This window comes from Actinokineospora terrae, assembly GCF_900111175.1.
Taxonomy (GTDB): Bacteria; Actinomycetota; Actinomycetes; order Mycobacteriales; family Pseudonocardiaceae; genus Actinokineospora; species Actinokineospora terrae.
Genome location: NZ_FOGI01000010.1, coordinates 198,139 through 221,972, shown reverse-complemented (window position 1 = coordinate 221,972; position 23,834 = coordinate 198,139). Strand labels below are relative to the sequence as shown.

Annotated in this window: 17 protein-coding genes; 10 read left to right on the top strand and 7 right to left on the bottom strand. The window is 71.2% G+C overall.

Going from position 1 to position 23,834, the window contains the following annotated elements; all coding sequences use genetic code 11:
* Positions 1 to 8: 8 nt before the first annotated feature.
* A complete protein-coding gene (locus tag BMY07_RS23635) occupies positions 9 to 1,133 on the top strand; it encodes an MFS transporter (protein WP_092782791.1) in 1,125 nt (374 codons plus the stop codon).
* 763 nt (positions 1,134 to 1,896) lie between these two features.
* Here the strand turns inward: BMY07_RS23635 and BMY07_RS23630 are convergent.
* Positions 1,897 to 4,539: a SpoIIE family protein phosphatase gene (locus BMY07_RS23630; protein ID WP_092782788.1), complete on the bottom strand. Its 2,643-nt coding sequence runs from the start codon at positions 4,537 to 4,539 to the stop codon at positions 1,897 to 1,899.
* Between the two features lie 389 nt (positions 4,540 to 4,928).
* On the opposite strand from BMY07_RS23630, the gene BMY07_RS23625 reads away from it, so the two are divergent.
* The gene (locus tag BMY07_RS23625) at positions 4,929 to 7,013 is read left to right on the top strand and encodes a M4 family metallopeptidase (RefSeq protein WP_092782785.1); all 2,085 of its coding nucleotides are present in this window, start codon (positions 4,929 to 4,931) and stop codon (positions 7,011 to 7,013) included.
* A gap of 139 nt (positions 7,014 to 7,152) precedes the next feature.
* Here BMY07_RS23625 and BMY07_RS23620 read toward each other — a convergent pair whose 3' ends face one another.
* Positions 7,153 to 7,482, bottom strand: coding sequence for a hypothetical protein (locus tag BMY07_RS23620; protein ID WP_143073608.1), 330 nt, complete (start codon positions 7,480 to 7,482; stop codon positions 7,153 to 7,155).
* Between the two features lie 103 nt (positions 7,483 to 7,585).
* Here BMY07_RS23620 and BMY07_RS23615 point away from each other — a divergent pair, with 103 nt between their 5' ends.
* The 6 genes from BMY07_RS23615 to BMY07_RS23590 all read left to right on the top strand — a co-directional run bounded on the left by BMY07_RS23615 (position 7,586) and on the right by BMY07_RS23590 (position 13,629).
* Complete coding sequence (locus tag BMY07_RS23615) at positions 7,586 to 8,353, top strand: MoaF C-terminal domain-containing protein (RefSeq protein ID WP_092782779.1); 768 nt, start codon at positions 7,586 to 7,588, stop codon at positions 8,351 to 8,353.
* A gap of 41 nt (positions 8,354 to 8,394) precedes the next feature.
* Positions 8,395 to 8,772 carry a nuclear transport factor 2 family protein gene (locus BMY07_RS23610; protein ID WP_425426346.1) on the top strand — a complete coding sequence of 126 codons (378 nt, stop codon included), beginning with the start codon at positions 8,395 to 8,397 and terminating at the stop codon, positions 8,770 to 8,772.
* A gap of 369 nt (positions 8,773 to 9,141) precedes the next feature.
* The gene (locus BMY07_RS23605; RefSeq protein WP_245782601.1) at positions 9,142 to 10,317 is read left to right on the top strand and encodes an ABC transporter substrate-binding protein; all 1,176 of its coding nucleotides are present in this window, start codon (positions 9,142 to 9,144) and stop codon (positions 10,315 to 10,317) included.
* Positions 10,318 to 10,371: 54 nt separating this feature from the next.
* Complete coding sequence (locus BMY07_RS23600) at positions 10,372 to 11,232, top strand: branched-chain amino acid ABC transporter permease (protein WP_092782770.1); 861 nt, start codon at positions 10,372 to 10,374, stop codon at positions 11,230 to 11,232.
* Entirely contained in the window at positions 11,219 to 12,940 is a 1,722-nt protein-coding gene (locus tag BMY07_RS23595) for a branched-chain amino acid ABC transporter ATP-binding protein/permease (protein WP_092782767.1), read from the top strand. Before BMY07_RS23600 ends, BMY07_RS23595 begins: the two co-directional genes overlap by 14 nt.
* On the top strand, positions 12,937 to 13,629 hold the full coding sequence (locus tag BMY07_RS23590; RefSeq protein ID WP_092782764.1) for an ABC transporter ATP-binding protein: 693 nt from the start codon (positions 12,937 to 12,939) through the stop codon (positions 13,627 to 13,629). Before BMY07_RS23595 ends, BMY07_RS23590 begins: the two co-directional genes overlap by 4 nt.
* A gap of 442 nt (positions 13,630 to 14,071) precedes the next feature.
* Here the strand turns inward: BMY07_RS23590 and BMY07_RS23585 are convergent, their stop codons facing one another.
* Entirely contained in the window at positions 14,072 to 14,770 is a 699-nt protein-coding gene (locus tag BMY07_RS23585) for an SDR family NAD(P)-dependent oxidoreductase (protein WP_092782761.1), read from the bottom strand.
* Between the two features lie 146 nt (positions 14,771 to 14,916).
* On the opposite strand from BMY07_RS23585, the gene BMY07_RS23580 reads away from it, so the two are divergent.
* Complete coding sequence (locus BMY07_RS23580; protein ID WP_092782758.1) at positions 14,917 to 15,696, top strand: molybdenum cofactor biosynthesis F family protein; 780 nt, start codon at positions 14,917 to 14,919, stop codon at positions 15,694 to 15,696.
* A 7-nt stretch (positions 15,697 to 15,703) separates the two neighbouring features.
* On the opposite strand, the gene BMY07_RS23575 is transcribed toward BMY07_RS23580, so the two are convergent.
* Both BMY07_RS23575 and BMY07_RS23570 read right to left on the bottom strand, forming a co-directional pair.
* Positions 15,704 to 17,614 carry a maleylacetate reductase and hydroxyquinol 1,2-dioxygenase domain-containing protein gene (locus BMY07_RS23575; protein WP_092782755.1) on the bottom strand — a complete coding sequence of 637 codons (1,911 nt, stop codon included), beginning with the start codon at positions 17,612 to 17,614 and terminating at the stop codon, positions 15,704 to 15,706.
* Between the two features lie 18 nt (positions 17,615 to 17,632).
* Positions 17,633 to 19,387 (bottom strand): FAD-dependent oxidoreductase, encoded by a 1,755-nt coding sequence (locus BMY07_RS23570; protein WP_092782752.1) that lies wholly within the window; start codon positions 19,385 to 19,387, stop codon positions 17,633 to 17,635.
* Positions 19,388 to 19,512: 125 nt separating this feature from the next.
* Here BMY07_RS23570 and BMY07_RS23565 point away from each other — a divergent pair, with 125 nt between their 5' ends.
* Positions 19,513 to 20,400 (top strand): LysR family transcriptional regulator, encoded by an 888-nt coding sequence (locus tag BMY07_RS23565; RefSeq protein WP_092782749.1) that lies wholly within the window; start codon positions 19,513 to 19,515, stop codon positions 20,398 to 20,400.
* 245 nt (positions 20,401 to 20,645) lie between these two features.
* Here BMY07_RS23565 and BMY07_RS23560 read toward each other — a convergent pair whose 3' ends face one another.
* Together BMY07_RS23560 and BMY07_RS23555 are read right to left on the bottom strand one after the other, a co-directional pair.
* Complete coding sequence (locus BMY07_RS23560) at positions 20,646 to 22,205, bottom strand: ABC-F family ATP-binding cassette domain-containing protein (RefSeq protein WP_092782746.1); 1,560 nt, start codon at positions 22,203 to 22,205, stop codon at positions 20,646 to 20,648.
* A gap of 43 nt (positions 22,206 to 22,248) precedes the next feature.
* Complete coding sequence (locus tag BMY07_RS23555) at positions 22,249 to 23,694, bottom strand: GMC family oxidoreductase (RefSeq protein ID WP_092782743.1); 1,446 nt, start codon at positions 23,692 to 23,694, stop codon at positions 22,249 to 22,251.
* Positions 23,695 to 23,834: the final 140 nt, after the last annotated feature.

Here is a 23,834-nt window from a genome sequence, read left to right as displayed (position 1 = left end):
GTGAGCCGGTGCGCCGACCACTGTGGACCAGGTCGGGCGCGACCCTGCCGTCCGGGTTCGCGGCCTTCCTCGCCCTCGGCGCCTCGGCCGCGGCGTGGGGCGCGGCGCTTCCGTGGCTGCGCGTGCGGTACGACCTGGGCACCGGCGGCGGCGAGGAGGTGATCAGCGCGTACAACCTCGGCGCCCTCGTCGCGATCCTGGCCTGCGGGCTGCTGTCGCGGCGGCTGCGGCCGCGGCCGGTGCTGGCGGGGTCGCTGGTCGCGCTCGGCGGGGGTCTCACCGCGGCCGCGCTGGCGCCGACGTGGGCGTTCCTGCTGGTCGGCGCGGTGGTCGGGGGTGTGGGTTTCGGCGGCGCGGTGCTGGTGCTCAACACCGGGTACGCGGCGGGCCCGCGCGGTGTGGTGATGGTCAACCTGGTCAACGCGGTGTTCGGCGTCGGCGCGATCGCGGCACCGCTGCTGGTGGCCGAGTGGGACCTGCCCGCGGTGCTGGTGGCGATCGCGTGCGCGGCGGTCGTGGCGCTGCCGGTGGTCGCGGGTCCGGTGGGGGCGCACACGCCGACGCCGCCGGTGGACCGGGCGACGGTGGTGGCGATCGCGCCGTTCGCGGTGATCGGGTTCCTGTACGCGGGCGTGGAGACGTCGGCTGGCGCGTGGGTGAGCACCCACCTGACCTGGACCGGCACCGACCCGGACGCGGCGGCCAGGATGACGGCCCTGTTCTGGGCGGGTCTCGCGGTCGGCCGGGTGGTGATCTCGCTGGTGGCGCGCAGCCCGGAGGTGATCGTCCCGGCGTCCTTCCTGCTCGCCACCGCGGGCCTGGTCACCGCCGTGAACCCCGCCCTGGCCCCGATCGGCTACACCCTCACCGGCCTGGGCCTGGCGCCGATCATCCCCACCGCCCTGGTCTGGCTCGCCCGCATCACTCCGCACGCCCACCTGGCGGGTTCCGCCCTCCTGACCAGCAGCATGCTCGGCAACGTCATCCACCCGGTCCTGGTCGGCACCGTCACCACCCGCGACCACCCCGCCACCATCCCCCTGGCCATCACCACCTACGCCACCCTGGGCGTTCTGGCCGCCCTCTGGACCTCCCGCCACCGCCGCATCCCGGTGGCACTCAGCACCACTTAGGACACAACCCGACCACCAGCGCGGCCGGCAGCGCCTGCCCCCGCCACCGCACTCGGTCGCCACACTGATCCGAGAAGCGCCCGGCCGAACCATCGCCACTGCGGCCCCGGGTGCCCACCAATACCGCGAGGCAGTGCTCGACAGGCCCCGCAGCCAGCCCCGGACAGTCGACCAACTCCCGACCAGCGCCCAGGACACAACCCGAATCGACAGTGCGGCCGGCAGCACCACATCCGCGACGCGGCTGACACCCGCCGCCGCGGCACTGATCTACTCTCGCCGCGCAGCACCAGGTCCTAGCCGGACCTACGACACGAACCATCAGCGCTGCCAACGCCGAGTCCGGCTCCACTCGGTGGCCACACATCCAGCCAAGAGTCACCATCAGCGCGGCTGGCCCATCATCGCCACACGGTCCGCCACCATGTCCCCGTAATGCCCGCCAGTACTGATAGGCCCGGCAGCGATCAACTGACTCCCCAGCACCACCTGGGACACAAACCAATCGCCAGCGCGGCCGATAGCACCAAGATCCGCGACGCGTCTCGACGCCGCCGCCCCGGCACTGATCAACTCCTGCCGCGCAGGAGCGATCCGGACAGCCGCACGACATGGACCACCAGCGCTGCGCCCGCCACCACACCCGGCCAAGCACCATCGGCGTGGGCAACCCTCGTCGCCGTACCCTCCCGCCGCCGCGCCCGCCACCTGCCCGATGGGTCCGCAGCCGACTCTCAGCGGTCGACTGATTCACCAGTGCCACTTAGGACACGACCCGAATCGACAGTGCGGCCGAAAGCCCCGACAGCGCCAAGATCCGGGCCACGGCACCGTCCCCCGTCACCAGCACAGTCACCGTGCCCGTACACGCGGCGGCGACTTCCAGCAGCAGGGCCACGCCCGAGCTGCTCAGATAGTCCACATCGGACATGTCCAGCGCCACCGGCCCCCGAGCGGCCTCGGCCAGCAACGACTCCCGCAGCTCCCCCACCGCGGCCAAGTCGATCGCCCCCCTCAACCGGACCGCGGAAGCGATCGACGGCCCCACCGGCAAGTCGGGACGTGAGTCGGTGCCCGCGATTCGGAAGCCCACCGTCGTCCCGGCGGGGCCCTGCGTGTACTTCACGCCGTCCGCGAGTTCGTGGATCATGTCGACGCCGCGGCCGCGGTGGGTGTTGTCGGCGGGTTCGGGGCGCCAGCGGCCCCGGTCGCGGACCTCGACGGCGACGGAGCCGTCCGGGGTGCGGGCGACGGCGAGGTCGAAGGTGCCGGGGCCGTCGGGGTAGGCGTGTTCGACGGCGTTGGCGGCGGCCTCGCCCAGGGCCAGGTGGAGGTCGTTGCGCAGGCCCTGGGACAGGCCCGCCGCGCGGGCCCACTCGTCGACCGCGACGCGGAGCCAGCCGAGGCGGGCGGTGGTGGCGGGCACGTCGCGCTCGCGCAGGGGTGGGGGGATGAACCGGGCCACGACCAGGGCGACGTCGTCGCCGTGGCCGTCCTCCAGCAGCGTGCTGGTCACCCGGGTGGCCAGGTCGTCCGGACCGGACTCGGCACCAGCCGCCGCGACGTCGAACAGCCTGCTCAGCCCCTCGTCGATGACCACCCCGGGCCGCTCCACCAGCCCGTCGGTGTAGAGCAGCACCGACGTGCCCGGCGCCAGCACCGTCTCCTCCTCCACATACGGCGCACGCCCGGCGACCCCTAGCACCGGCCCCGCGGCACCGGTCAGGAACCGCGGCCGGGAGTCGAGCACCAGCGGCGGCGGGTGCCCGGCCAGCGACCAGCACAGCCGCCCGGTCGCGTGGTCGAAGGTCAGGCAGGCGCAGGTCGACCCCATGGCCCCTGGCGTCCGCGCCACGAACGCGTCCAACCGCTCCAGGGCCGCCGCGGGGGTGTGCCCGTCGAGCAGGTACCCGGCCAACGCGCTGCGCAACTGCCCCATCACGGCAGCCGCGGTGGGTCCCTTCCCGACGACGTCGCCGACCGACAGCGCCACCACCGTGTCCGTCAGCGGCAGCACCTCGTACCAGTCGCCCCCGGCCTGCGCGTACCTCGCCGCGGGCAGGTACCGGGCCGACGTCGCCAACCGCGCCAGGCTCGGCAGTTCGCGGGGCAACAGGCTGCGCTGCAACGCCTCGGCGATCTCGTGCTCGCGGCGCAGCAGGAGTTCACGCTCCGCCTCCGCCCGTCTACGCGCGGTGACGTCACGCCCGATGGCCTGCATCCCGGTCGGCGTGGCCTGCGCGGCGAGTTCCAGCGCGATCACCTCGCCGTCGCCGCGCCGCACGTCCCACACTTCGGTGGTGACCTCGCCCGCGCCCAGCCTGCGCAGCAATCCGGCCAGGCGGTCGCTCTCATAAGGGGCCAGGAAATCGTGGACGGTCCGGCCGAGGATCTCCGCGCGGGTGGCGCCGAACAACGCACACCCCGCCGGGTTGACCTCCACATAGCGCAACTGGTGGTCGACGACCCAGACGCCATCGGTCGCGCGTTCGAACAGCATCCGATAGCGCTGTTCGCCTTCTCGCAGCGCCTGTCCGGCGTGGACGCGTTGCAGGGATTCCCAACAGCGGGAGACGACAACGCCGACCGTGTCGATTTCCTCGGCCGTCCACACCCTCGGCGTCGCCTGGTGCACCGCCATCGCCGCGACGAACCGGCCTGCTTTGTGCAACGGGAAGCAGATGACCGCGCGGATCCCGGTCACCCGGTACGCGTCGGCGTCGGCGGGCACGAGCCGGTCGTCGGCGGCGCTGTCGACGACCACCCACGGCGCCCCGGCGCGCATGGCCGTCAGCGCGCCCGCGCCGAACGCGGAAATGGCGAAGCGGCCAGGTAGCGGCGGCAGGCCGGTCGCGTGGTCGCCGCTCATCACGAAGTGGTCCTCGTCGGACTCGGCGCGGGCGTAGGCGCACCGGTCGGCGCCGAGGTGCTCGCCGAGCACCCGGACCGCGGTGGCCACGACCTCCTCGGCCTCGTCGAGCGGCTGCAACGCCAGTTCCAGCGCGCTGAGGAACCGGTCGCGCTCGTAGGCGGTCCTGCGGTCGGTGATGTCGAAAGACACCCCGCGCAGCCCTGTCGCGACGCCGTCCGCGTCCCGCTCCACGTGCACCACGTCGTGCAGCCACAGCACCGATCCGTCGGCGGCGACCACCCGGTAGTCCGACTCGTACCCGTCGGCGTCGGGGGCCAGTTCGCGGCGGGCCGACAACGCGGCCGCGCGGTCCTCGGGGTGCACGACCGCGGCCCAGAACCCGGGGTCGGCCAACCACGCCGCACGGGGGTGCCCCAGCAGCGCCTCGGCCTGCTCGGAGACGTAGGTGAGCCGACCGGTGCCCACCTCCGCCGCCCAGACGACCACCGGCAACCCGCCGAGCAACGCGGCCGCGTCGGGTGTCGTGGTGCCCATGGCCGCAGAGCCTTCCCGCTCGCCCGCGCGCGCACAACCCGGGCAGGCGGCCACCCGCAATCAGACCAGGCGCGCCAGAGCTCCGTTACCCGCCATTTCCGGTGAAAACCCTTTCGCGCCTCTTTCGGAGGAATCGGACGAAGCCATTGCCCCTTGTGGCCGCTGACGTCCGGATTGACGTGTTAACACTTGCCCTGTGTGAATATCTTGGCGTTCCCCGTGAAGTGCGCCGGAGTTAACGTCAGTCCGTCCGGAAAAGGCAGCGGGAGAGCGGCGAGGGGCCACACTCGACCGAAGTGCCGACACCGGATTCCGGTGCGCTTTCCACTGGCGCATTCCCTGCATTTTCCGGCTCGCGTGGACGCGGCCGGGAAAGGAGCCACACCCTCATGAAGCCCAGTCATCGCCTGCTCGCCGTGGGCGGCGCGTTGGTGTCGGGTCTGGTGGTGATCGGCAGCGCCGTCGCGGCGACGTCGAACACCCAGGCCACCACCGCGCAGTCCGCCCAGGTCGCTCAGGACACCGCTGCCCAAGCGGCCGCCTCGCTCGTCGACTCCCGGCCCGCGGCACTGCACGCCTCGGCCGACGACACGTTCGTCCAGCGCAAGGTGTACTCGGCGGGCAGCAACCAGTACGTCTCCTACGACCGCACCTACAAGGGCCTGCCGGTCGTCGGCGGCGACTTCGTGGTCGTGACCGACAACGCCGGGTCGGTGAAGTACACCTCCGTCGCCCAGGAGCAGACCATCCAGGGCGTCGGCACCACCGCGAAGCTCACCAAGGAGCAGGCGGAGACCACCGCGCGCGGTCAGCTCAAGACCGTGACCGGCACCGAGGCGAGCAGGCTGGTCGTGGTGTCGCTGGGCACCGCGAAGCTGGCCTGGGAGTCGACCGTCACCGGCACCACCGCCGCGGGCGAGCCGAGCAGGCTGAGCGTGTACGTCGACGCCACCGACGGCAAGGTCCTGCGCACCCAGGAGCACGTCGCGCACGGCAGCGGCAACTCCGCCTACAGCGGCCCGGTCACCATCGACACCACGCACTCGGGCAGCAACTACGTGATGCGCGACCCGAACACCACCAACCTGTCCTGCCAGGACATCAGCGCCTCCAGCCCGTTCAGCAAGACCTCGGACAGCTGGGGCAACGGCCAGGCCACCAACCGGGAGACCGGCTGCGTGGACGCGCTGTTCGCCGCCGAGACCGAGCGCAAGATGCTCACCCAGTGGCTGGGCCGCGACGGCATGGACGGCAGCGGCGGCGCGTGGCCGATCAAGGTCGGCCTCGACGACCTCAACGCCTTCTACGACGGCACCCAGGTCCAGATCGGGCACAACCAGTCCAACGGCTGGATCAGCTCGCTCGACGTGGTCGGCCACGAGATGGGCCACGGCGTGGACGACCACACCCCCGGCGGCATCTCGCAGGCGGGCACCCAGGAGTTCGTCGCCGACACCTTCGGCGCGGCCACCGAGGCCTTCGCCAACGAGGCCAGCCAGTACGACCCGCCGGACTACCTGGTCGGCGAGGAGATCAACCTGGTCGGCAGCGGCCCGATCCGCAACATGTACAACCCGTCGCTGGTCAACAACAACGCCAACTGCTACTCCAGCAGCGTCCCCGGCGGCGAGGTGCACGCCGCGGCCGGTCCCGGCAACCACTGGTTCTACCTGCTCGCCGAGGGCAACAACCCCGGCGGCGGCAAGCCGACCAGCCCGACCTGCAACAACAGCTCGATCTCCGGGCTGGGCATCCAGGCCGCCATCAAGATCATGTACAACGCGATGCTGATGAAGACCTCGTCCAGCTCCTACCTCAAGTACCGGACCTGGACACTGCAGGCGGCCAAGAACCTGTACCAGGGCAGCTGCACCGAGTTCAACACCGTCAAGGCCGCGTGGGACGCGGTGAGCGTCCCGGCGCAGTCCGCCGACCCGACCTGCACCGGCGGCACCACCACGCCGCCGACCAGCCCGACCACCACCACCCCGCCCACCACGACCACCCAGCCCCCCGGCGGCTGCTCCGGCCAGAAGCTCACCAACGCGGGCTTCGAGTCCGGCGCCACCGGCTGGACCCAGACCTCCGGCGTCATCGGCCAGTTCGCGAGCCAGAACGAGCCCGCGCACGGCGGCACCTACTCGGCGTGGCTGAACGGCTACGGCGCGACGCACACCGACTCGCTGTCGCAGTCGGTCACCATCCCGGCGGGCTGCAAGGCGACGCTGACGTACTACCTGCACATCGACACCGCCGAGACCGGCACCACGGTCTACGACAAGCTCACCGTGCAGGCCGGTTCGTCCACTGTGGCCTCGTACTCCAACGCCAACAAGGCCGCGGGCTACACCCAGCGCACGGTCGACCTGTCGAGCCTGGCCGGCCAGACCTTCACCCTGAAGTTCACCGGCACCGAGGACGCCTCGCTGCAGACGTCCTTCGTCCTCGACGACCTGGCCCTCACCCTGGGCTGAGTTGAGCATTCACCGGAACCGGGGCGGGCACCTCAGCAGGAGATGCCCGCCCCGCCGCGTGTCACCGGTGCGGCAGCCGGCGCATGCTCGCCGTCGCGCGCCGAGCCCCCACCTGACGCAGGGACGGAGGCCGGCCGGGTCACCAGAAGCCGACGCGGTCCCACGCCCACGGCCAGGCGATCGAGACCGCCGCCGGGGCGAGGAGCAGGCCGGTCGACACCGACCAGTACAGCCGCTTGGGCACCGGCGTCACCGAGGTCGCGATGGTGGTGGTGGCGGCGAACAGGCCGAGCACGAAGGCCGCCATCGCCGACACGAGCAGCAGGAACGTCCCGAACCCCAACTCCGGCCTGACCTCCTCGTCGTAGGCGATCAGCGCGATCGCCACCATCTGCGCCGGGATCACGAACGCGTACCCCAGCCCGAGGTTCACCAGCCCACCGAACAGCCAAGCCCCCACCTGACGCATCGGTCCAGGGTAGTTGACCCCCAGCGCCCTACTCTTGCCGGCCAGTGCTCGGTGCGGGTGCGCGCGCTGGCCGAGTCGGCCACCCGGCTCGCACGATGGGGCCATGTCGACCCCTGCCGAGGACGAGTGGCGCACCTACGACGAGTTCGCCGACGGTATCGCCACCTACCGCCTGCCCAACGCCGACCTGACCGGGCGCGAGATCGTCATCGCGCTGGCGGACGGCCCCGTTCTCGACCTGAGGTTCGAGGACGCCCAGCACGTGACGTGCAACGGGGTGCGCGACCCCTATGACGCGGTGGCGGTGCGCGACGACGTCTACTTCGTCAACCTGCCGCTGACCAGCGTCGAGGGCGAGTCGCTGACCCTGGTCTTCTCCACCACCAGCCACCGCGCGCTCGGCGTGCTGTCGGTGATCGGCGGCGAGGACGTGGAGGGGCAGCCGCGGGTCCAGCAGACGTTCTGGACCGGCACCACCAACGGCGGCGAGCCGACCGGCGAGGCCCCCGGCCCGTCGCGCGACCTCATCGGCAAGCGCAACCTCTACCGGTACAGCCCGAACCACCTCTACGAGCACGTCTACGTGTCCTCGCAGCGCTACACGTGGCAGTGCCTGGAGGGCATCCAGCGCGGGCACGGCGACACCGACCTGTCCACGGTCTGGAAGTTCGCCGACGGCCTGTACCTGTTCTGCTTCCGGGAGTTCCGCATCGCCGTGGCCAGCGTGTGGCTGCACGACCTGAGCATCGCGCTGCGCACCACCGGCGTGTTCCTCGGCCTCAACGGCGAGGGCCGCTCCGAGCACTCCACCGGCGGCGGCCACATCTACCCCCTGGGCGCCGTCGTCTACCCCGATATCCAGCCGGTCTGATTTCCGAAACGTTCAACCCCAAGGAGACTCCATTGTCTACTGTGGACGTCGTCGCCGCGCACTACGCGGCAAGCGACCGCGGTGACCTCGACGGCATGCTCGCCCCGATCACCGCCACCACCACCTGGACCGAGGCGGAGGGCTTCCCCTACGCGGGCACCTACACCGGGCCGGACGAGGTGCGGGAGAACGTGTTCTTCGCCATCGGCAAGGACTGGGACGGCTACACCTTCACCCTCGCGGAGCTGGTCGACGGCGGGCAGACCGTCATCGGGCTCGGCCACTACCACGCCACCAACAAGAAAACCGGCCGGTCGTTCACCGCGCGGGTCGCGCACGTCTGGAAGTTCGACGGCGACACCGTGGCCAGCTTCGAGCAGATCGTCGACTCCGTCCCCGTCGCAGCCGCCATCGATTAGGGCCCCACAGGTGCACCCCCGACCGGCAGCCGCGCCGGTCGGAAAGCACCGGCGATCGAGTCGACCGTCACCCGATGAGACGACTCGCGCGGCAGGAAGCCGCCCTCCGAGCACCTCCTTGCTCGAGGGCGGCTTTCTGTCGTCCAGGGCTGTGAGCTGCGGAAAGTCTCCACCGGGAGATCGGTTCGTGACCTGGGTCGCACCCCGTGCCGCGCACGACAACACGCGTGCCCGCAAAGTCAAGGAACGTGGGCCGGGCCACTCGTAAGGTCCGTTCCACCTTCAGATCGCCCCTCCAGATCCCGTGCCCCCTGCGAGCGCAAGCGAACGCAGCCGAGAACACAGACAGGGACCGCTATGAGAAAGATCATGCGCAGCGTGGCGGTTGCCGCCGCGGTCACACTCGTCGCCGCGGGGTGCGCCGACAGCGGTGGCGGCAGCGGCTCCGGCAGCGGGCCGATCGTCGTCGGCTCGGTCAACGCGCTCAGCGGTGCGGCGACCTTCCCGGAGGCCTCGGCCGCGGCCAAGGCCGTCTTCGACGCCGCCAACGCCTCGGGCGGGGTGAACGGCCGCCAGATCCAGTACAAGGCCCTCGACGACAAGGGCGACCCGGCCGCCGCCGCGACCGCCGCGCGCGAGGTCGTCGGCGCGGACAACGCCGTCGCGCTGGTCGGCTCGTCGAGCCTGATCGAGTGCGAGATCAACAACAAGTACTACGAGCAGCAGAAGATCCTGTCGATCTCCGGTATCGGCGTGGACCCGGCCTGCTTCAACAGCCCCAACATCTCCCCGGCCAACGTCGGCCCGTACCACGACATGACGCTGACGCTGCTCTACGGCTCCGAGGTGCTCAAGCTCGACAACATCTGCGCGCTGCTGGAGATCGCGGGCAACACGCTGCCCTCGTACCAGGCCGCGATCGACGAGTGGACGAAGATCACCGGCAAGAAGCTGACCTACTTGGACGCCACCGTGCCCTACGGCGGCTCCGACTACACCTCCTACATCGTCAAGGCGCGCTCGGCGGGCTGCAAGGCCATCACCGTCAACCCGGTCGAGCCGGACTCCATCGGCCAGCTCAAGGCCGCCGCGGCGCAGGGCTGGAACGACGTCACCTGGCTGCTGCTGACCAGCGTCTACAGCGAGAACTACGCCAAGGCCGTGAGCAACGCGGGCGCGGGCGTCTACGTACCGGCCGAGTTCTACCCGTTCACCGACGCCGCCAGCTCGCAGAACAAGGAGTGGCGGGAGCTGATGACCAAGAACAACATCCCGCTGACCTCGTTCAGCCAGGGCGGCTACCTGGCGGCGAAGTACTTCCTGCAGGTGATCAAGGGCATCCAGGGTGACATCAACCGCGAGTCGGTGACCAAGGCGCTGCAGGAGATGCAGCCCATCACCGACCCGATGGTCGGCACCCCGTACGTGTTCGGCAAGGGCAAGACCCACCACGACAACACCGCGGGCTGGCCGATCAAGCTGACCACCGGCAGCAACAAGTGGGAACTGGCCGCCGACGACTGGCTGCGCATCCCGAAGAACTAGCAAGCGCGCAAGAACCAACCAGGGCGAGGAAGTCCACCGGCAAGGGGAGTCTCGATGCTGCAAGGAGCGCTGGCCGGTCTGGCAGCGGGCGGGCTCTACGCCGTGCTCGCCGTGTGCCTGACGCTCATGTCGCGGCTGGTGCGGGTGGTCAACTTCGCCCAGTCGGCGACCGGGATGTTCGGCTGCTACGTCGCGGTGTACCTGTCCGTCCACGCCGGACTCCCGACCTGGGCTGCCACGGTGGTCGGGATCCTGCTCGGCGGCGCGCTGAGCGCGCTGCTGGGCTGGATCATCTCCACCTGGCTGGCCGAGGCCGACATCGGCACCCGCTCCGCGGTCACCGTCGCGGTGCTGCTGCTGCTGATCTCGCTGTCGTTCATCCTGTTCGGCAACAAGCCGCAGCCGTTCCACCCGATCCTCGACGGCCCCGCGTTCTCGGTGAACGGCGTGGTGGTCAGCCAGGTGACGGTGGTGACGGTGGTGCTCTCGGTGGCCATCGCGGTGGGGTGCCGGGCGCTGCTGGGCAGGACCTCGTTCGGGTTGGAGCTGCGGGCGCTGTCCGAGCGGCCGACGACCGCGGAGCTGATGGGCATCCCGGCCAAGCCGCTCGCGGTCGCGGTGTGGGCGGTGACCGGGTTGCTCAGCACCCTGGTGATCTCGATCGTGGCACCGTCGCAGTCCAACGACGCGACGTCGCTGTCGATGCTCGTGGTGCCCGCCGCGGCGGCCGCGCTGCTCGGCGGGTTCCGCAGGCTCGACCTCGCGGTGGTCGGCGGGCTCGTGCTCGGCATGGCCCAGGGCGCCGTCGCGCAGGTCGACAGCCTCTCGGTGGTCCGCTACTTCCTGCCGTTCCTCGTCATCGTCGGGCTCTTGCTGTGGTCGCAGCGCAAGGAGGTGTGGGATGTCGCGCGCTGAATCCGGGCCGCTGACCCGGTTCGGGGTCCCGTTGGTGGTCACGGGCGCGGCCATCGTGGTGGGCTACCTGTTCAGCGTCGGGCTCGACGGGTACTTCGTGTACCTGGGCATGAGCGCGATCGTGGCGGGTATCGCGCTGCTGGGGCTGGGTGTGGTCACCGGCAGCGCGGGCATGGTGTCGTTGTGCCAGTTGACCTTCGCCGCGGTCGGCGCGTGGGTGGTGTCCGGGCTCAACCGGATCGGCGCCCCCGGCGGCTTCCTGGTCTGGTTGGTGTGCGGCGGGATCGCGGCGGGGCTGGTCGGCGTGCTGGTCGGCCTGCCCGCGTTGCGCTTGCGCGGCATCAACCTCGCGGTCGTCACCCTCGGTCTCGCCGCGGCGGCCGACCTGACGCTGGTGCAGATCCAGTTCCCCGGGACGGTGGACGGGGTCTCGGTCGAGCGACCGGAGTCGTTCTCCGACGACCGCGGCTACTTCTGGCTCGGCACCATCGTTCTAGCGCTGTGCTGCCTGCTGGTGCACTTCCTGCGCCGCACCCGCTGGGGCAGCGGCTGGCAGGCGGTGGCGTTCTCCGAGCGCGGCACCGCGGCGGCCGGGGCGAGCGTGCGGACGTCCAAGCTGAGCGCGTTCGCCGTCAGCGCGGCGCTCGGCGGTGTCGCGGGTGGACTGCTGACCGGGCAGGTCGGGTTGGCGTTCCCGGCGAGCTTCACGGCCATGCAGTCGCTCGCGCTGTACGTGCTGGCGATCATGTCCGGCGCGCACCTGATCGACATGGCGGTGTTCGGCGCGGTCCTGTGGGTCGCGGTGCCGGAGCTGCTCAAGCGCTGGGGTGTGCCGCAGGACTGGGGTTTCGTGGTGTTCGGCCTGCTGGGCACGCACGCGCTGACCACCGGCGGCAACCTGGGCACCGCCGTGCGCGAGCTGTGGCGGCGCAGGAGCAAGGAGGCGGCCGGGGTCGAGCTGACGGCACCGCCCGCCGAGGTCGACGTGCCGCCGCCGGGTGAGCCGGTGCTGGTGGTGCGCGACCTGAGCGTGAACTTCGGTGAGGTGAAGGCGCTTTCCGGTGTGCACCTGGCGGTCCCGTCGAACGGGGTGCTGGGCGTGATCGGACCCAACGGTGCCGGTAAGTCCACTTTGGTCGACATCATCAGCGGGTTCCTGCCGCAGGCGACCGGGGCGGTCGAGCTGGACGGGCGTTCGCTCAACGGGTTGTCGCCGACCCGGCGGGCTCGGGCCGGTCTGCGTCGAACGTTCCAACAGGACCGTGTGCCCGCCGGGTTGACCGTGGGCGCTTACGTGCGATTCGTCGCCCGGCGCCGGTTGTCGTCGTCGGAGATCACGGAGGCGCTGGAGTTCTTCGGGTGCCCCCCGGCGCGGACTCCCCTGCGCCGCGTCGACGTCGGTGCGCGCCGGTTGGTGGAGGTCGTCGGGCACCTGCTGGCCAAGCCGAAGGTGCTGCTGCTCGACGAGCCCGCCGCCGGTCTGCCGCACGAGGAGCACGTCGCCCTCGGCGCGCGGCTGCGCCAGGTCCCGGCCCGCTTCGGCGTGTCGGTCCTGCTCATCGAGCACGACCTGGACCTGGTCCGCTCGGTGTGCGACACGATCACGGTGCTCGACTTCGGCCAGGTGCTGGCCAGCGGCCCGCAGGCCGAGGTGCTGGCCAACCCCGAGGTCCTCAAGGCGTACATGGGCGAAACGGAGCTGCTGTGAACGCGTTGCAGGTGCGAGACATCACCGTCACCCGAGGCGCCGGACCGGTCATCCGCGAGGTCGGCTTCACCCTGGAGCCGGGCCGCATCACGGCCCTGGTCGGCCCCAACGGCGCGGGCAAGACATCGTTGCTGGAAGCCATCTCCGGCGTCGTCCCCGCCGCCCGCGGCTCCGTCCACATCGGAGACGTCGAGGTCACGAAGCACTCCAGGGTGGCGCGCGCCAAACTCGGCCTCTCGCACATCGAACAGGGCCGCGCGGTGTTCCCCGGCCTGACGGTGCTGGAGAACCTCAAACTCACCGCCCGCACCTGGCCCCGGGTCGACGAGGTCCTCGCCCTGTTCCCCGAACTGGACAAGCGCCGAAACTCCCCGACAGCCCTGCTCAGCGGCGGCGAACAGCAGATGGTCGTCCTGGCCCGCGCCTTCGCCGCCCGCCCCAAGTTCCTCCTCATCGACGAGATGTCCCTAGGCCTCGCCCCGGTCGTCTTCACCCGCCTCCTCCCCATGGTCACCCGCTTCGCCACGGAAGGAGCCGCCATCCTCCTGGTAGAACAATTCACTCACCTAGCCCTAGGCGTCTCCCAAGACGCCATCGTCGTCTCCTCCGGCCGAGTCACCTACCAAGGCTCCGCCCAAGACCTCCTAGCCACCCCCCAAACCCTCCACTCCGCCTACCTAGGCGAATAACACCCACCCCCGCCCCAAACGCGCCGCCCCTCCCAGGCGTTGGCCCAACATGCCCCTCCCAGGCATCGGTCCACCGCGCCCCTACCAGGCGCTGGTCCAACGCGCCCCTCCCAGGCGCCAGCCCGCAGGTGCCCCTCTCAGGCGTTGGCCAACAACACGCCCCCAAACAACGTTGGCCGAACAACGCTCCTCGGAGTCGCTGGTGCCAAGCCGGCTCGATGGGGTGGACTTGTTTTGTGTGGGGGAACGGCACCCGTAGCGTCGCTCACCGTGGCAGGGCCTGCCTTTCGGCCCCTGCTTTGCGGTTCTGCCCGGGTGCCGTAGGGGCCCCACGCAAAACAAGTTCGCCCCATCGAGCTAGTTCGTCAATCGCGCCCCACCGCAATGCCGAAGGCGAGCCGTCAACCGTCGACGCCGCAGGCGAGACCGAGAGCCGCCCCCCTCAAGCAGGAAACCCCGACCGAGCCGAATACCCGAAATCCGTCAAGATAGCCTGCCCATTCACCGTCCGAGACCGCTCAGAAGCCAAGTACAGCACCTGATTGGCCACATCCCCCGCCGCCTGCACCGGAAACTCGGCCTCATCAATAGCCCGATCCCCCAGATCCCCCCGAGCCATCGGCGTATCCACAATAGACGGACACACGCAATTCACCCGCACCGGTGAGAACTCCACCGCCAACGCCCGCGTCATGGACACCACCGCCCCCTTGGACGCGCTATAGGGCACCATCCCCGGCACGGAAACAAACGCCGAGTCGCTCCCCAGCAGCACGATCGACCCGTCATACCCCATGTGCGGGTACACGTGCTTGGCCAGCAGCAGCTGCCCCAGCACATTCACCGCCAACACCCCGGCGATGTCCTCGGCCGACGTGTCCACCAGCAGGTTCCCCACCGGCCCCGAGATGCCCGCGCACCCCACCACGATGTCCAGCCCCCCGAGCCACTCGACGGCCGCCCCCACCGCAGCGGCAAGAGAATCCGAGTCCGTGACGTCGGCTCGGAAGCGGGCGCCGGGGGCTCGGTCGAGGACCGCGACTCGGGCGCCCTCGGCCTCCAGGGCTTGGGCGCAGGCGTGGCCGATGCCGGAGACACCGCCGGTGACCAGTGCTTTTCTGCCGTTCAGGCCGAGGTCCATGGGGCACATCCTGCGGTTGTCGCCGGGGGCGGTGGTTGGTCTGCGGCGCACCGTCCTTGTCCGGTGCCGCACGGGGAGGGTAGACGCGGTTCCGCGCGCGGGGGTGCGGGGTCGAGACTTCCGGGTACCCGGAGAAAGGAACGCCGATGACCGCGTTGTCCGACACCTCGACCTGGTTGCCGCTCGACGGGTTGGCGCCCGGGTTCGACGAGAACAAGGCGCCGACGGTGGGGGACCTGCACGGGCGGGCGGTGGTGCTGCGCGGGGCGGACGGGCCGGTGCTGGCCGCGTCGTTCGCCGGGTCGCGGATCGAGTGGGACCACGGGGTCGACCAGTGCGAGACGTTCCTGGTCGACGAGGACCTCTACTACACCCAGTTCCACCCCCAGGCGCGCCCCAACGAGGCGATCTCGCTGTTCCTGGACCTGCGCGCGGGCCGCGCCCTGGTGGTCACCACGACCATCAACGGCGAGGGCGTCCCCCGGGTCACCCAGGTGTTCACCCCCGCCGTCATCGAGGGCGCGGACGTCACCGGCGAGGCGCCCGCCCCGACCCGGGCGCTCATCGGCCGCCGCGCCATGTGGGTCTACAGCGAGCAGCACGCCTACGAGCACGTCTACCTCAGCGAGCACTGGTACACCTGGCAGTGCCTGTCCGGCCCCGAGAAGGGCCTTGCCGACACCGACGAGAACTCCGTGTACCGGCTGCGCCCCGGCATCTACGTGTTCACCTGGCGGGAGAAGGTCATCCCGTGCGCCTCGGTGACCGTCGCCGACCACCGCGACACCCACCGGTTGCGGTCCCACGGCGTCCTGTTCGGACTCGACGAGACCGGCGAGCAGCCGACCCACTTCACCTTCGGGGCGCACGGCCGCCTGCTCAGCAACACCGTGCACCCCGAGGAGTACGACCCCGCCCTGGCCTGACCCCTCATCAGGCCGGGGCGATCCGGAAGGTGAAGCGCAGGTCGCGCCACTCGCCGGTGACCGACCTTCCCGGTGGGGGCGTGCCAGCCCCCACCGGGAAGTCCACGACCAGGTCCTGCTTGACGCCGAAGACCGCGTCGGAGTCCAGGTACTTGCCGCCCGCGACGAACAGCTGGGTGATCAGCCGCTGGTGGCCCTCGGCGGCGAGCATGAAGTGCAGGTGCGGGGCCCGGTACGGGTGGCGGCCGGTGGCGGTGAGCATGTCGCCGACCGTGCCGTCGGCCGGGATCGGGTACTCCGAGGGCAGGATCGACCAGAACCGCACCCGGCCCGCGTCGTCGGCCAGGAACCGGCCGCGCAGCACCGGGCCCTCCAGCTCGGGCAGCTGCACGTCGTAGAAGCCGTCCTCATTGGACTGCCAGATGTCGACGACCGCGCCCGGTAGGGGTTTCCCGTCCGTCGAGGTGATGGTGACCTCGACGTGCAGCGGGACGCCGGGCAACCCTTCGGCGACGTCGCTGCCGTGCGCCAGCTCCGGCGGACCCTCCACGTAGAACGGTCCGAGCACCGCGGACGGCGTGGTGTCCGGCGTGCGCGAGTTGGTCAGCGCGTCGACCACACTGGACACACCGAGGGTGTCCGACAGCAGCACGAACTCCTGCCGCTTGTCGTCGCACAGCTGCCCGGTGCGGGTGAGGAACTCGATGCCGGTCTGCCACTCGGCCTGGGTGAGGTCGTTGTCGACGGCGAACCCGTGCAGCCTGCGGACCAGGTCGCCGAGCAGGTGCCGCAGCCGCGGCGGGCCCGCGATGGTGGACACGACCTGGTCGGTGAGCCAGTCCAGCCTGGGCGGGCCGCCGAGGGTGGGCCGCTCCCCCGCCCACGCCGCGCGCAGGAGACCGGCGAGGCCGTCCTCGGTCAGCGGCGCCGGGTTCGGGTACGGCTTCGCGGCGGCCAGTTCAGCGGCGCGGGCCAGGTCGCTCTCGGCCAGCCCGAGTTCGCGCAACGATGTCGGGGCGCCGGTCTCGACGAGCAGGTCGTGGATCGCGGCGGGCGCGTCGGTGGTGCCCAGTGCCTCGCCGATGCGGCGGACGGCGTCCTGGGCGTGCGGCGCGTTGTAGGCGAGGGCGTGCGGGAGGACGACGGCGTGCGTCGGCGAGTGCGGGAGGCCGAACGCGCCGCCGAGGGTGTGGCAGAGCTTGTGGTGCAGGCCCATGCCGACCGCGCCGAGGCAGGTGCCTGCGAGCCAGGCGCCGGTCAGCAGGTCGGCGCGGACGTCGGCGTCGGTCGGGTCGACCCGGACCCGGCTCAGCGCGCGGGCGATCCGCTCGATGGCCTCCAGCGCGAGCCGGTCGGTCACGGGATTGCTGTCGGGGGCGTAGAGGGCCTCGACGGCGTGCGCCATGGCGTTGATCGCGCTGGTAGCGGTAATTCCCAGCGGTAGGCCCCTCGACAGCTCTACGTCGTAGATGACCGTCTCGGGGAGGATGTCCGGTGATGACCTGGTCGTCTTGATGCCGCCATCGGTCTCACCCAACACGGGCGTGACCTCGGACCCGGCATACGTCGTCGGCAGGATTACCTGGTCGACGCCGGTCCTTACCGCCAACGCCTTCGCTAGACCTGTCGTGGAGCCTCCGCCGACAGCGACAACGCAGTCAGCTCCGACCTCACGCAGTAGCGCCAACGCCTGCTCGGTCACCGCTACCGGCGTGTGCATCGCCGCGCCGTCGAACCGGCCCACGGCCAGCGCGCCGAGCGCTTCCCGCACCCGGTCGCCGAGCGTGCCGAGGCCGGGGTCGGCCAGCACCAGCACCCGGGTGCGCCCGAGCCGCTCCACCTCGGGCCGCACGTCGGCCAGCGTGTGCGAGCCGAACACGACCCGGGTCGGCCCGGCGGTGTAGCGGAAATCGGACACCCATGGCCTCCTGCTCGATCAGTTCGCGGCGCGGTCGAGCAGCCGGGCGAGGGCCGCGGCCAGGTCACCTGCCGGGTCCGCGGGCAGCGCCCAGGACCGCCAGCCGACGTGCGCGTCCGGTCGGACCAGCACACAACCGGACTCCTCGACCTCGCGCAACCGCGACCAGTCGTCGTAGAGGTCGATGTGCTCGCGGCCCGCGCCGATGACGAAGGTGGCGATCTCGACGTCCAGCTGCTTGGCCGCCAGCTCCGCCGCCGCCACCCACTCCTGCCCGGCGATGCCGGTGAGCAGGGCGAACCGGCCCTTGCCTGCCAGGTCGTGGGTGCTGACCTTCTGCCCGTCGCGGCCGAGCCAGCAGTGCGGCAGGCGCGCGCCCGGCCAGGTGGTCGGGTGGTAGAACAGCTCGGGGTCGCGGGTGTACTCCGGTTCCGGGGTGCCATCGGCGACGACGGCGCCGGAGCTGTAGCGCTGTCCCAACTCGACACCGTGCGCGTTGAACTCGTAGTCCTTGAGCTCCAACGCCTTGCGCAACGCGACGCGCTGCTCGGCGGCCTTGGGCGTGTTCTCGGTCCTGGCCCGCATGTTGGCGATCTTCTCGGCCGGGTCGTCGGACTCGGTGAACCCGAGCGCCTCGAAGATCGGGCCGAACTCGTCGATGGACTTGTTGGCGCGCAACACGATCTGCTTGCCGACCGGCGCGCGCTCGGCGTCGTAGCTGTCGAGCAGCGCCGGGCCCGCCTGGCCCTTGAGCACCATGGCCAGCTTCCAGGCCAGGTTGTACGAGTCCTGGATGGAGGTGTTCGAGCCGAGGCCGTTCGACGGCGGGTGCCGGTGCACGGCGTCACCGGCGCAGAAGACGCGGCCCGCGCGGTAGCGGGTGGCGTACATCTTGTTGTTGCCCCACAACGAGGTCGAGCGGATGGTGACCGGGATCGTGTCGTCGCCGATGAGGTCGTGCACGATCTTGGTGGCCATCGCGTCGTCCACCGCGGGCGGCGGGCCTGCGATGTCGTAGCCCCACACGATCAGCCACTCGTCCCACGGGCGCACCATCCGCACCAGGCCCATGCCGATGCCGCCGATGTCGGAGCCGGGCTGCAGCACCCAGTACAGGACGCTGGGCCGGTGCTCGACCAGGCGGGACAGGTCGGCGTGGAAGACGATGTTCATGCTGCCCGCGAGGTCCATCCGGCCCTCGAACGGCAGGCCGACGTCCTTGGCGACCTGGCTGCGACCGCCGTCCGCGCCGATGACGTACTTGGCCCGGATCGGGTAGGTGTGCCCGGAGAGGCGGTCCCGCACGGTGACCGTGACGCCGTCGTCGTCCTGTTCGAGGCCCAGGTACTCGGTGTCGAACCGGACGCGGCTGCCGCGCTCGGCGGCGTGGCCGATGAGGATGGGCTCGAGCAGGGTCTGCGGGAGGTCGCAGTTGCTCGACGGGCTGGCCAGCGTGTAGTCGGCGCGGCGGGCCGGGTGGGTGCCCCAGGTGCGCACGCGGCCGATCTCGTCGCCGGTGAGGCTGGTGCAGAAGACGGTGTCGCCCATCAGGTCCTGCGGGGTGCCCTGGGCGCGGACGTCGTCCTCGATGCCCAGGTCGCGCAGGATCTCGACGGTGCGCTGGTTGGTGATGTGGGCGCGCGGGGTGTTGGCGGTCCACCGGTACTTGGTGATCACGATGTGGTCGACGCCGTGGCCGGCCAGGAACAGCGCCGCCGACGCGCCTGCCGGTCCGCTGCCGATCACCAGCACATCGGTGGTCAGGGTGCTCACAACGCCTCGCTCTGTCGGTGGGGACCGGGTGGGCCGCTGGTGCCCCGGCTCACATCCGATGAGTGTGCGAAGCGCGGGGCCATACGTCCAATACACTTTGCGGACCCGTCCTATATTCTGCGCGTATGGATGTGCGGGACCTGGAGTGCTTCCTGGCGGTGGCCGAGGAGGGCACCATCAGCCGGGCCGCCGAACGGCTGCACATGACCCAGCCCCCGCTGACCGTGCGGCTGCGGACCCTGGAGCGCGAACTGGGCGTCGAACTGCTGGTGCGGCACGGGCGGGGCGTGACGGTCACCGCGGCGGGCCGGTTGTTGGCCGAGCACGCGCGCAGGCTGCTGGCCGACCTGTCCGCGACCGCGGAGACCGTGCGCGCGGTCGGGCTGGGGACGCACGGCAAGCTCGCCCTGGCCATCGGCCACTCCATCGCGCCGCGCCTGGTGACCCGGCTGGTCGGCGCGCTGGGGTCCGATGTGGACCTGGCGCTGGTGGAGGTGTCGGACGCGGAGGTGCTGGACCGGGTGCACCACCGGGAGGCGCACGCGGGTCTGCTGCACCGGTCGTCGCCGCGGCGGGCGGGCGGGCTGGAGGTGGCGGTGGTCAGCCGGGCGCCGCTGGTGGTGGTGCTGCCGGAGTCGCACCCGTTCGCCGGCGCGGAGCGGGTGGACCTGACGACCTTGCTCGACGACCGCATCGCTTTGTCCGACACCGACTTCGCGCCTTCTCCGAACCCACCGCGCCACCGCGCCGACTCCGTCCCGCACGCGCTGGCCCTGGTCGAGTCCGGTGCGGGCGTCGCCCTGCTCACCACCGACCACATCCCCCAGGTCTGGCCCGGCCTCGTCGCCCGCCCCCTGCGCCAACACACCGCCATCACCGAATCCGCCGTCTGCTGGCGCCCCGACGAACACTCCCCCGTCATGCGCCGCTTCCTCCGCACCGCCCTCTCCACCCCAGAACCCGACGTCCTCGGCCACCCCTTCGCCCGAACCCCCACCCCAGACGACGCCTGAGCCACCCCACGCCCCGCCTGCGGCCGCCGCCGACCAAGATCCACTCCGCTCCCGGGGCCCACCCTCCCGGGGCCCGGGGGCCCATCTCTGAATCTATCGAACTTGGCGCGTTGTCAATAGGGGCGCGGATTGGCTGTGGACAGATCGAGGCGTTGTGGACAGGTCCGCGAAGTGGCTGGTCAGGCGGGTGTCCGAGAACGAAGTGAGACGCGAGTTGCTCACGGGGCACGGAACAAGCGGGCGCGTCAGCCGGTGAGGGTGCCGTTGGTGAGGGTTAGGTGGCGGGTTGTGGAAAGCGATGCCAGGAAGCGGGGGTCGTGGCTGACTACCACGAAGGCGCCTTTATAGGCGGCGAGGGCGGATTCGAGTTGGGTCACGCTGGACAGGTCCAGGTTGTTGGTGGGTTCGTCGAGCAGCAGCAGGTGCGGGGCGGGTTCGGCGAACAGGACGCAGGCCAGGGTGGCGCGGAGTAGTTCGCCGCCCGATAGAACGGACACCGGGAGGTGGGCTCGGTCGCTGCGGAAGAGGAAGCGGGCCAGGAGGTTCATGCGGTCGGGGCGGGGCATCGACGGGGCGGCTAGTGCGAGGTTGTCGGAGACCGACAGCGTGGGGTCCAGGACGTCCAGGCGTTGCGATAGGTAGGCGGCGGGTACCGCGTCTCTGATCAGGCGGAGCAACGTTGACTTGCCGGAGCCGTTGGGGCCGGTCAGCGCGATCCGCTCCGGCCCCCGGATGTCCAAGGTCAACCCCGGCGCGGCGAACAGTCCCCGTGCCTGCAAACCGGTCCCGTGGAACAACGTTCGTCCAGCCGGGACGGTCGTGTCCGGCAGCTCCAGCACCAGCTGATCGTCGTCCCGAACCGCGCGGCTCGCCGAGTCGAGCCGAGCCCTGGCCCCGCTCACCCGCGCCGAGTGCGTCCCGTCCGCCCGCCCGGCCGACTCCTGCGCGCGCCGCTTCATGTTCCCGGCGAAGATCCGCGGCAGCCCGGCGCTGTCCAACGTCCGCGCCGCGTTGCTCGCCCGCCGGGCGGCGCGCTCACGGGCCTGTTGCAGCTCCCGCTTCTCGCGCTTGACCTCCTGTTCGGCGTCGCGCACCGTCCGTTCCGCCGCTTCGCGTGCCGCGCGGGACGCCGCGTCCCACTCGGTGAAGTTGCCGCCGAAGAGGCGGACCTCACCGTGGGTGACCTCGGCGATGCGGTCCACCCGGTCGAGCAACTCACGGTCGTGGCTGACCACCAGCAGGCAGCCGCTCCACTCCTCCAGCACCGCGTACAGCCGGGCCCGCGCGTCCGCGTCGAGGTTGTTGGTCGGCTCGTCCAGCAGCAGCACGTCGGGCTGCTTGACCAACTGCGCCGCCAGCCCCAGCGACACCACCTGGCCGCCGCTGAGCGTCCCGAGCCGCCGGTCGAAGTCGACGTCCGCGAGGCCGAGGCGGGCCAACTGCGCCCTGGTCCGCTCCTCGACGTCCCAGTCGACGCCGATGGTGGTGAAGTGCTCGTCGCGGACGTCGCCGGACTCGACCGCCAGGAGCGCGGCCAGGACCCGGTCGATGCCCAGCACCTCGGCGACGCTCAGGTCGTCGCCGAGCGGGAGGGTCTGCGGGAGGTACCCGACCAGCCCGTCGACCACCACGCTGCCCGCGCTCGGCCGGTACGCCCCGGCGAGCAGCTTCAGCAGAGTGCTCTTCCCGGAGCCGTTAACCCCAACGAGCCCGGTTCTGCCTGCGCCGACAGTGAAGGACAGCCCCTCGAACACGGGGGTGTCATCCGGCCAGGAGAACGCGAGATCGGTGCACGAGATAGCCATCAGGCCACCACCGTAAGCAGAGGCGGTGCCGTCCACCAACCGGTTATCGGAGCAGGAACGCGGCCGCCTGCTCGCCGATCATGACCGCCGGGGCGTTGGTGTTGCCGGTGGGGACGGTGGGCATGACCGACGCGTCGGCGACGGTGAGGCCGGTCAGCCCGTGCGCGGTCAGGTCGGGGCCGACCACGGACAGCTCGTCGGTGCCCATCTTGCAGGTGCCGACCTGGTGGTGGTAGGTGATCGCGGTCCGCCGCACGTACTCCACGACGTCGTCGACCGGCCCGGGGTAGAGCTCGCGCGCACCCCACTCGGCGAGCGCGGGGGCGGCCCCCAGGCGGCGGCACTGCTCGACCGAGGCGACCAGGCTGGCCAGGTCGTCCGGGTGCTCCAGCGCGGCCAGGTCGATCAGCGGCTCGTCGGCGGCCGAGGGCCCGGACAGCCGCAGCGATCCGCGGCTACGCGGCGTGACCATGCCCGCCATCAGGGAGAACCCGGTCGGGGGACCGGTCATCCACGGCTCGTACATCGGGACGCTGAAGTGGATGGGCTGGGTGTCGGGCACCGGCAGCCCCGGCCTGCTGCGCCAGAACAGGTGCGTCTGGGTCACCGACCGCCCGGCGACCGGCGGCTCGACCTCGCGCCGGTCGGTCGCGAAGATCACCGGGGCGAGCAGGTGGTCGTGCAGGTTCTTGCCGACGCCGGGCCGGTCGGCGACGACGTCGATGCCCAGCGCGCGCAACTCGTCGGCCGGGCCGACCCCGCTGCGCAACAGGATCGCGGGCGAGGCAAGGGCGCCCGCGGCGAGCACCACGTGGTCAGCACGCAGCTCCGTTGCGACACCGTCGATGTCGGCGAGCACGCCGACCGCGCGGGTGCCCTCGAACAGCACCCGGTGCACCAGCGCTCCGGTGTGGACGGTGAACCCGGGCTTGCCGACGATCGGCTCCCCGTAGGCGATCCAGGTGTTGACCCGGCGCCCGTCGCGCGCGGTGATCCGCTCGACCGAGACGCCGTCGAGGGTGCCTGCGTTGTAGTCGGGGTTGAAGCCGATCCCGATCTGCACCGCGGCGTCCACGATGGACTGCTGGACCGGGTGCAGCGGCTCGTTCACCGTGATCGGCAACAGGTCCCGCTCGACCCGCTCGAACACCGGCCGCACGTCCGACCACGCCCACCCGGGCAGTCCCCAGCCGTCGTAGTCGGACGCCGCGCCGCGCACCCAGATCATCGCGTTGAGCGCGTGCGAGCCACCGAGGACCTTGCCGCGCGGCAGGTGCAGCCGCCGACCGGCCGCGTGCGTCTGGGGAACCGTGTGGTGGCCCCAGTCCTCGGGCCCGTGCCACAGCTCCCCCGCCCGCGCCGGGTCGTGGATGGCCGGGTTGGTGTCGCGCCCCCCGGCCTCCAGCAGCCGCACGGTGACCCCCGCGTCCACCAGCCTGCGCGCCACGACCGCCCCCGCCGACCCGGCGCCCACCACGATGACGTCCATCAACCCGCCTCCCTGTGTGCCTGCCCACAGCTTCGCAACGCCCGCCCGTCACCACCCCCCTCCACCCCCCATCCCGGCACTCCCCGACAACGACAGTGCCGCCCGCGTCAACCCGGTCACGAGCTGACACCGACCAACCA